The sequence below is a fragment of the Anaerobiospirillum sp. NML120511 genome (genome assembly GCF_023050955.1).
GTDB lineage: Bacteria > Pseudomonadota > Gammaproteobacteria > Enterobacterales > Succinivibrionaceae > Anaerobiospirillum.
Genome location: NZ_JALKIK010000081.1, coordinates 1 through 4,600, shown reverse-complemented (window position 1 = coordinate 4,600; position 4,600 = coordinate 1). Strand labels below are relative to the sequence as shown.

3 protein-coding genes are annotated in these 4,600 nt (G+C 43.7%); all 3 read left to right on the top strand.

Annotation, left to right across the window (positions count from 1 at the left end):
• Window positions 1-86 precede the first annotated feature (86 nt).
• The 3 genes from MXE39_RS12600 to MXE39_RS12590 all read left to right on the top strand — a co-directional run bounded on the left by MXE39_RS12600 (window position 87) and on the right by MXE39_RS12590 (window position 4,226).
• On the top strand, window positions 87-617 hold the full coding sequence (locus MXE39_RS12600; RefSeq protein ID WP_246977156.1) for a hypothetical protein: 531 nt from the start codon (window positions 87-89) through the stop codon (window positions 615-617).
• Window positions 604-945 carry an IS66 family insertion sequence element accessory protein TnpB gene (gene tnpB, locus MXE39_RS12595; protein WP_246977157.1) on the top strand — a complete coding sequence of 114 codons (342 nt, stop codon included), beginning with the start codon at window positions 604-606 and terminating at the stop codon, window positions 943-945. The genes MXE39_RS12600 and tnpB overlap by 14 nt, the downstream gene beginning before the upstream one ends.
• A gap of 152 nt (window positions 946-1,097) precedes the next feature.
• Window positions 1,098-4,226 carry an IS66 family transposase gene (locus tag MXE39_RS12590; RefSeq protein ID WP_246977158.1) on the top strand — a complete coding sequence of 1,043 codons (3,129 nt, stop codon included), beginning with the start codon at window positions 1,098-1,100 and terminating at the stop codon, window positions 4,224-4,226.
• Window positions 4,227-4,600: the final 374 nt, after the last annotated feature.

Genomic DNA, 4,600 nt, shown 5'->3' with positions numbered 1-4,600 from the left:
CGTACGTACTAAATTTATGTGGGGTGTGATGCTGGACCTGATTTCTTTAAGATTTCTGCATGTTTATTAACAAGCAGGAGACTTATATGGGTGTTAAAAATGAAACACCAGTAGCTTCTTGTAAACGACAAGGGGTTACAGAGGATATCCTCATGGGAGCAGTAATCAACTCCGGACTCAGCTCTTTCCAAATCGGGTTCATGTATGGCGTTGCACCGTCATATGTATGCAGTCTGGCAATAAAGAACCTTGGCGAAGACGCTTTCTGCAGCATGGAAAAAGAGGCTCTTGCCAGGCTGCGCAGCAAGATTGGTGAACTCCTCCTTGCTGGAAGATCTCAAAGCGAGGCGGCAAGGGAGTGTGGCATATCAGGACACGCATTTAGACAGCTATCAATAATGCAGGCTGAGTCTTTCACCAGAGCCACTGATGGCATATGTGTTGTGGATGATGACGAGGACCAGCATGAGGAGTATGAGCTTCCAGATATGGGGGCAAACAGGATCAATCTGAAGTATCTGGACTTTGAAATCTCCTATACGACAAGCAAAGAACCTGAGGAGTCAATCCTTTCAATTTGTAGATTTCTGATAGGAGGCGGCAATGCTTCTTCCTAAACATACCAGAATCATAATCATCAACAAACCTGTAAATGCAAGGCTTGGCATCCCGGGTATGATGAATCTGCTGTTCAGTAACTCTTTAGGCCTGTTTTGGGATGGTGTGGAGCCCATAACAGTTGTTACATTTAATTTGAAGCAGCGTATATGTAAAATCCTGACTGTTGACGATTCAGGCATTACCTGTTCCAGCCGGGTTCTAAGGCGAGGGCGTTTTCAGTATATGCTGCGACATGAGCTGATGCCAACAAGCATAAAAAGGCATGAGCTTGAGGCTCTTCTTCAGGAAGGAACAATAAAAAGATTCAACAGACAGCGTTTTTAGTTGCATTATGAGATGAATTAAGGGAATCATAGCGATTATGATTCCCTTTATTTTTGGAGATCATTTAATTGTCTGATATTACCCCATCCCCTGGCTCACGTCATGACGCCCCTGTACAGGTACCTATTGAGCAGCATCTTAAGGTTGTCAGGATGAACCATGAACTTGCAAACCAGGTTTATGAGCTCAAACAAGACAAAATCGAGCTCAACAACGAGTTAGCTGCCAAACACAGTAAGATTGAGCTGCTAAACAAGACAATCAACTTCTATGAAGACCTTTTCAGCAGCAACAGCTTCTTAAAATTAATCGGTAAAGAAATATCCAAACTAATCAAACTGATGTTAAAAGGCAAGGCATCCCCAGAAGAGTTGCTTGTCAGAATTAAAGACATTGTCAGGTTCAAAAATCAATCCGAAAGAAGAAGCAGAGCTGAGGGGTTGGGTGCTGTTTCTAAAGGAGAGGCTGCAAAAAACCGTGCTCGCGCCATAGCTGACGCTGATGCTGCCAGTCAGCTCGACACAAATGATCAGGAAGATGAGGCCACTCTTCCAAAACAGGACAATACGGTCTTTTCATTCGAAAACAAGGAGGTGGGAAATCATTATGAGCATGTTACATCATGTCGCAGACAGGGCATGACTATTCTGGACATCTTGAATAATAGTCCTCAAAAAGACATTTTTGATTTTAAGACAGGCTCTGATCCTGATGGTGACGTATACAGCTTAAACAATGATTCTGAGCAGATGCACAGAGAAATTGCTGAGCAAAAGACTTTCGACCTCATCGAGAAAATCGACGGTATTGAATATGCCATTATGCTGAGCAGTACTGGTGTACAAATCATTGACGAAGCAGGCACCCCCAAGAGTCTTCACTCAAAGGGACTGCACAGGGTGAAGATAATAAACGCATCCAGTATTGAGCATAAGTCACTGGTCCTGGTTCCTGAGTACAGCTATGTAAATCCAGACTGCGATTATGAGTCCTCTGATCCTGAAAGACTCTCGTTAAGCGCCAACAACATAAGTGGAAGCAAATTCATTTTCAGGTTAAGCAGAACTGGTCCTGAGTTTGACTGCCTGCTTGATTTATCTGATGAGAAAATAAGCGAAATCTCTCAAAATGTCAGCAAAGATTTCGTTGAAAACAACTTTGCTGGTCTGACGGCTGTCCGGGAGCTGCGCAGAGAAAGTGTCCAGATCAGAGAGCAGTTCTACAACCGCATTTATGAGGCAATCTATCATAATGACAAAAAGGCCCTGGGGTCAGTTGTCAATGAGCTTCTAAAGGTAAAGTACAAACAGATTTGCAAGTATGGCAGGCTTGAATCAGCGGTTGTTCAGCCTTCAGCTCCATTAGTTCTGTTCAGCGGGCATGCTCGCACCATGGTTTCAGGTGCGTCAGGACAAGGGGCAGAGTTAATGGCAAACACGCTTTTCAGCAGCTTCAGTACTGTATGGTACAAGAGCTCTGTATCAGTAGGTCTTATAAGCAGTGCTGTTTCTTCCTTCGTGGGCTTTAACACCTCCAAGAATGCTGTTTACCAACACTCAAAGCAGGGCAACGAGTCATATATCTCGCAACCTCATGTAGTAAACCTGATTAATGCTGTAGGCATGATTATGTCCCTCAGCTCTAATGCCAGCCTCAAAGTCATTCGAGATTCTAAACTGATCATGATGGATGAGGTGACTTCAAAACTGCTTGAAGATGGCGCTGCCCGAGTTAAATACAACTTTTCTCTTATGAATGGAAGAGCCTCTAAGGAGCGTCATGTATGCATATGCTATACAGGCTCAAGAGAGTTTCGGCATATCGTTGCTCTGCTTAATGCGAATGCGGCTGGTTTTAGTGCAGTCGTACTTCATACTGACGGATTCATTGGCTACAAAAAGTTCATCCGCAAGGTTGCAAAGACATTGGGAATAACACACTGCCAATGCATCTCTCACGCCCGTCGTGCATTCGTAAGAGCCATGAAAGACAGTGGTCTTATGGCTGTTTATGAATCACTTCTTGAAGTCGAGGAACAAACAAACACAGGCATATTGATGGCTATTGAGCGGGCCTTTGATGACAATACCATTTCAGAAGTTCAGAAACTGATATTGATGTTTGTACATCTGATTCGTATGCTGTTCTCAATGGAGAAAATCTTTATATCAGATACTCCTGCCAATGAGGTTAATAAGTTCCGCGCCCCTGAGTTTATGGAGAAGCTCAGCAAACAGAGGCAGGATACCTCAAGCATTTTATTCTTTCTGGCTGACAGCATAATTACAGAGCTTGCCGATGTCCACGGCCTTGCAGTACGTACCAGCGATGGTAAAAGCTACAGGCAGTCAGAAGAGTTGTGCAATTGCAGCTATTTTTCAAATGCTGTTGTTTACTGGATGAACCACAGGAATAACCTGAAAAACTTCTTGGAGAATCCAGAAGTTGAGCTCAGCACCAATGCTATTGAGAGAGCTCATAGAGGTCTCGTTGTCTCCTACAATCACTTCCACTACATGAATACAGTGGGGGGCAGCCAGGCCTTTGCCAATCTCATTACAGCTAAACAGAACTGTATTTATGCTGGAGTAGATCTTAAGCACTTCATTGAGTATGTACTGCTTGAGTACATTAAGGCTCGACAGGAGATCTTCAAGGATGAGGAGCTGATTGAGCAGATTAATTCAGATTACAGAGAACTGTCTGGGCTTGAAGACTTTGATATACGAGATGAGATGTGGCTCATGCCAGGAAGACGCACTCAGATTGTTCCGGATCCTGAAACAGGCCTCATGATTAAAGTTGTACGTGAGCTTTCTGATCCTGTTAACCCGTCAACATTTATTCTCAAATATATCAATGTTGATGTCTTCAATCCTTATGTTTATAAGCGGAAGATGAGGGGAAACGGATTATTTTCTGCTGATTCGCATGGTTTCTCAAAGTCATCAGAAGTCAAAGTGCGGACCGACTCCGAATCCACCTCAACCGTTAGTACGGAACAAGATAAAGCAATCGCTGAAGTCACAGATCACAGCCCAGTCCACAGCCAGAAAGGAAAGCAATCCTGCCCTGCCCCCGACCATGAGTCAAAGCCAGCCTGTCCAGAAAGCAACTCAGACTCACGCTCAACTCAAAACGTACAGTCGGGGCGACCCGGCCATGAAAGCCGTTACAGTGTTTGTGCCGTGCAAGAGCATACTGAAGGATTACAGCCTGTTGGGGAGAGCGAACCAATGCTTAACCGTTCAGTCCTTGAGCAAGAGCCAGACCCCAGCTAACACTATAGGTAAGCGAGATAAGACGAAAAAAAACCCACACCTAATATATAGGTATGGGTCGATACGATTATCTTAGCTAACGCTAAGCTTATCTATAGTAAAAAGTCAGCCCATTGTATAAAAAGCCACTTGAATGTGGTAGGGGCTTTATCGCTTAAATTTACTGTTTTCTTGTGCATGCACTTATAATTTGCTGTTTTTGAGCTCTTTTTGCCCCTCTGAAACATACTTCCTTAATAAAAACCGGTAGAAGTATGGTGTCGCAATCAGATCGCAATGAAGGCTCTTTCAGCAGAAAGTCTACTGTCATCAGGAATGGCTTAATTATAGGGTTTTGCAGAAATATATACACCCCACATAAATTTAGTACGTAC

Excerpts from the sequence above, each read along its gene's own strand:
- MXE39_RS12600 (WP_246977156.1), top strand. The coding sequence starts at position 87 with ATGGGTGTTAAAAATGAAACACCAGTAGCTTCTTGTAAACGACAAGGG.
- tnpB (WP_246977157.1), top strand. The coding sequence starts at position 604 with ATGCTTCTTCCTAAACATACCAGAATCATAATCATCAACAAACCTGTA.
- MXE39_RS12590 (WP_246977158.1), top strand. The coding sequence starts at position 1,098 with ATGAACCATGAACTTGCAAACCAGGTTTATGAGCTCAAACAAGACAAA.